This window comes from Vibrio sp. 10N.247.311.14 (assembly GCF_041467715.1).
In the GTDB taxonomy this organism is placed as follows: Bacteria; Pseudomonadota; Gammaproteobacteria; order Enterobacterales; family Vibrionaceae; genus Vibrio; species Vibrio crassostreae_C.
Map to the genome: position 1 here is coordinate 1 of NZ_JBFSVE010000099.1, position 4,821 is coordinate 4,821.

A 4,821-nucleotide genomic window follows, 5' to 3' on the forward strand; every position below is an offset into this window, starting at 1 on the left:
CCCCCCCCCCTTTTTTTTTAAACCCCAACACCCCAAACCCCCAAAACCCGCATTTTCGCGGGGGGCGGGCTTTGTTAAAAACCCCCACCCCCGCATATTTTTTTTTTTCCCCCCCCCCCCCCCCCCCCCCCCCCCCCAAATAATTATGCGTCATCCATGATTTTTCATTTTTGTATATTTTTAATCCGCCATCGTTTGAACAGGATATGCCGCTTCAATATGGATTAATTTAAGTTGAATTCTAATGAAATTGTCCACTCTCAATAGATAAAAAACACTGGTTTATTGTGTGATGAATGAAGGTGATTCCGCTCTGATTTGGCTTTTATTATTTTTGAGAATTTTATATTTATATGTGTTTGGTTGTATTTGTTAATAAGTGTGCAAAGTCTCACTTTTTTATAAGCCTTTGATTTTAATGGGTGTGATGTTATTTGTCCTTGGTTTTTTGAGTTTTTACCTCAAACACCAGTAATTTCCTTAATGGATTGGCCATATTCCATCCTATGTCATATATATAATTAACTTAATCAATTAAAATAAGATCGCCATCACTTATTTAGATTATTGTACTACAAATAAAGTTTGAGATTTCCTATAGTCCTCGTAACAAAATACAACGGACAAAGGATACACGATGGAACTCAACACGATTATTGTCGGCATTTATTTCCTATTCTTGATTGCGATAGGTTGGATGTTTAGAACATTTACAAGTACCACCAGTGACTACTTCCGCGGGGGCGGTAACATGTTGTGGTGGATGGTTGGTGCAACCGCCTTTATGACCCAGTTTAGTGCATGGACATTCACCGGTGCGGCAGGTAAAGCGTATAACGATGGTTTTGCAGTAGCGGTCATCTTCGTAGCTAACGCATTTGGTTACTTCATGAACTTCGCATACTTTGCTCCAAAGTTCCGTCAACTACGTGTAGTAACGGTAATCGAAGCAATTCGTATGCGTTTCGGTGCGACTAACGAACAAGTATTCACTTGGTCTTCAATGCCAAACAGTGTTGTTTCTGCCGGTGTATGGTTAAACGCACTAGCAATCATCGCTTCTGGTATCTTCGGTTTCGACATGACAGCAACTATCTGGATCACCGGTTTGGTTGTATTGGCAATGTCTGTAACGGGTGGCTCATGGGCGGTAATCGCATCTGACTTTATGCAGATGGTTATCATTATGGCAGTAACCGTGACATGTGCTGTTGTTGCTGTTGTTCAAGGTGGCGGTGTTGGTGAAATCGTGAATAACTTCCCAGTAGCGGAAGGCGGTTCTTTCCTTTCTGGTAACAACATTAACTACTTAAGCATCTTCAGCATTTGGGCATTCTTCATCTTCGTGAAGCAGTTCTCTATTACTAACAACATGCTTAACTCTTACCGTTACCTAGCGGCTAAAGACTCAAAGAACGCGAAGAAAGCGGCGCTACTAGCGTGTGTGCTAATGCTTTGTGGTGTATTTATCTGGTTCATGCCTTCTTGGTACATTGCAGGTCAAGGTGTCGACCTAGCAGCAGCTTACCCAGATGCAGGTAAGAAAGCGGGTGACTTTGCCTACCTATACTTCGTACAAGAGTACATGCCAGCAGGTATGGTTGGCCTTCTAGTTGCGGCGATGTTTGCAGCGACAATGTCTTCAATGGATTCTGGTCTAAACCGTAACTCAGGTATCTTTGTTAAGAACTTCTATGAACCAATCGTTCGTAAAGGTGCAGCTAGCGAAAAAGAACTAGTAACGGTTTCTAAGATTACTTCTGCCGTGTTTGGTATCGCTATCATCCTTATCGCACAGTTCATCAACTCGCTTAAAGGTTTGAGCCTGTTCGATACAATGATGTATGTAGGCGCACTGATCGGCTTCCCAATGACAATTCCTGCATTCCTTGGCTTCTTTATTAAGAAGACTCCGGACTGGGCTGGTTGGGGTACGCTAGTGGTTGGTGGTTTTGTTTCTTACTACGTAGGTTTCGTTGTTAACGCTGAAATGGTGTCTTCAATCTTCGGTCTAGAAGAGCTAACAAGCCGTGAATGGTCTGATGTTAAGGTTGCTATCGGTCTTATTGCTCACATTACGCTGACAGGTGGTTTCTTCATCCTATCAACTCTGTTCTACAAGCCATTAACTGAGAAGCGTCAAGCAGACGTTGATAAGTTCTTCGGTAACCTGTCTACTCCATTAGTTGCTGAGTCAGCAGAACAGAAAGTACTGGATAACAAACAGCGTGAAATGCTTGGTAAACTGATTGCGGTAGCGGGTGTCGGTATCATGCTAATGGCTCTACTCACTAACCCAATGTGGGGGCGCCTAGTCTTCATCCTTTGTGGTGTGATTGTTGGTGGTGTTGGTGTGCTATTGGTTAAAGCGGTCGATGACGGCGGCAAGCAAGCGAAAGCAGTAACTGAAAGCTAATACATAGAAAACGATTATAATAGAATGCGACGACTCGAAAGGGCGTCGCATTTTTTTGCTCTGCGAAACGGAAAAACTGTCAGGAGGAAGATATCTGACCTAAATCACGAAAACTGTACAAAATGGTTCAATCGAACCGAAATAGATTCAATTGTCCTACAATAAGACGTATATTGTTGCTAATTCCTTTCAATCAACTTGAAAAATAAGTGAGTTAGAATGAGCGACCAAAAATCTCTTGATGCAATCAGGAAGATGAAGCTGGAGAATGATACTTCAGCAGGTAATCTTGTAGACCTACTCCCTATCGAAGTACAGACACGTGACTTCGACCTATCATTCCTAGACAACTTGAGCGAAGCACGTCCACGTCTTCTTGTTCAAGCAGATCAGTTAGAAGAATTCAAAGCGAAAGTGAAAGCTGATGAAGCTCACTGCATGTTTGATGATTTCTACAATAACTCGACAGTTAAGTTCCTTGAGACTGCTCCTTTCGAAGAGCCTCAAGCGTACCCAGCTGAGACGGTAGGTAAGGCTTCTCTATGGCGTCCTTACTGGCGTCAAATGTACGTTGATTGCCAAATGGCACTGAACGCGACACGTAACCTAGCAATTGCTGGTGTTGTGAAAGAAGACGAAGCGCTAATTGCTAAAGCAAAAGCTTGGACTCTAAAACTGTCTACGTACGATCCAGAAGGCGTGACTTCTCGTGGCTATAACGATGAAGCGGCTTTCCGTGTTATCGCGGCTATGGCTTGGGGTTACGACTGGCTACACGGCTACTTCACAGATGAAGAACGTCAGCAAGTTCAAGATGCTTTGATTGAGCGTCTAGACGAAATTATGCACCACCTGAAAGTGACGGTTGATCTATTGAACAACCCACTGAACAGCCACGGTGTTCGTTCTATCTCTTCTGCTATCATTCCAACGTGTATCGCGCTTTACCACGATCACCCGAAAGCAGGCGAGTACATTGCATACGCTCTAGAATATTACGCAGTACATTACCCACCATGGGGCGGTGTAGACGGCGGTTGGGCTGAAGGTCCTGACTACTGGAACACACAAACTGCATTCCTAGGCGAAGCATTCGATCTATTGAAAGCATACTGTGGCGTAGACATGTTCAACAAAACATTCTACGAAAACACAGGTGATTTCCCGCTTTACTGCATGCCTGTTCACTCTAAGCGCGCGAGCTTCTGTGACCAGTCTTCAATCGGTGATTTCCCAGGTCTAAAACTGGCTTACAACATCAAGCATTACGCAGGTGTTAACCAGAAGCCTGAGTATGTTTGGTACTACAACCAACTGAAAGGCCGTGATACTGAAGCACACACCAAATTCTACAACTTCGGTTGGTGGGACTTCGGTTACGATGATCTTCGCTTTAACTTCCTTTGGGATGCACCTGAAGAGAAAGCACCATCGAATGACCCACTGTTGAAAGTATTCCCAATCACGGGTTGGGCTGCATTCCACAACAAGATGACTGAGCGTGATAACCATATTCACATGGTATTCAAATGTTCTCCGTTTGGCTCAATCAGCCACTCTCACGGTGACCAAAACGCATTCACGTTGCATGCATTCGGTGAAACGCTAGCGTCAATCACTGGCTACTACGGTGGTTTCGGTGTTGATATGCACACTAAATGGCGTCGTCAAACGTTCTCTAAGAACCTTCCACTATTTGGCGGTAAAGGTCAGTACGGCGAGAACAAGAACACGGGCTACGAAAACCACCAAGATCGCTTCTGTATCGAAGCGGGCGGCAACATCTCTGATTTCGACACTGAATCTGATGTGAAGATGGTTGAGGGTGATGCAACGGCATCTTACAAGTACTTCGTTCCTGAAATTGAATCTTACAAACGTAAGGTCTGGTTTGTTCAAGGTAAAGTATTCGTAATGCAAGACAAGGCAACGCTTTCTGAAGAGAAAGACATGACTTGGCTAATGCACACAACTTTCGCAAACGACGTGGCAGACAAGTCTTTCACTATCCGTGGCGAAGTTGCGCACCTAGATGTAAACTTCATCAACGAGTCTGCTGATAACATCACGTCAGTTAAGAACGTTGAAGGTTTTGGCGAAGTTGACCCATACGAGTTCAAAGATCTTGAAATCCACCGTCACGTTGAAGTGGAATTCAAGCCATCAAAAGAGCACAACATCCTTACGCTTCTTGTTCCTAATAAGAACGAAGGCGAGCAAGTTGAAGTGTCTCACAAGCTTGAAGGCAACACGCTAATGCTAAATGTTGATGGTGAAACGGTTTCAATCGAACTGTAATTCGCTGAAGCAACAGAAGCTAGATACTAAAAACTCCGAGTGAAAGCTCGGAGTTTTTTTGTTGTGCGCCGAGCATGGCGTTGATCTAGGAGGTGAAAGTCCTCTAC

Annotated in this window: 2 protein-coding genes; both read left to right on the top strand. The window is 44.0% G+C overall.

The features are described 5' to 3' along the window. Nucleotides 1–637 precede the first annotated feature (637 nt). A complete protein-coding gene (locus AB6F11_RS21425; protein ID WP_048613949.1) occupies nucleotides 638–2,416 on the top strand; it encodes a sodium:solute symporter family transporter in 1,779 nt (592 codons plus the stop codon). A 219-nt stretch (nucleotides 2,417–2,635) separates the two neighbouring features. After that, nucleotides 2,636–4,714: a DUF4962 domain-containing protein gene (locus tag AB6F11_RS21430; protein WP_102394655.1), complete on the top strand. Its 2,079-nt coding sequence runs from the start codon at nucleotides 2,636–2,638 to the stop codon at nucleotides 4,712–4,714. The last annotated feature ends 107 nt before the right edge of the window (nucleotides 4,715–4,821 follow it).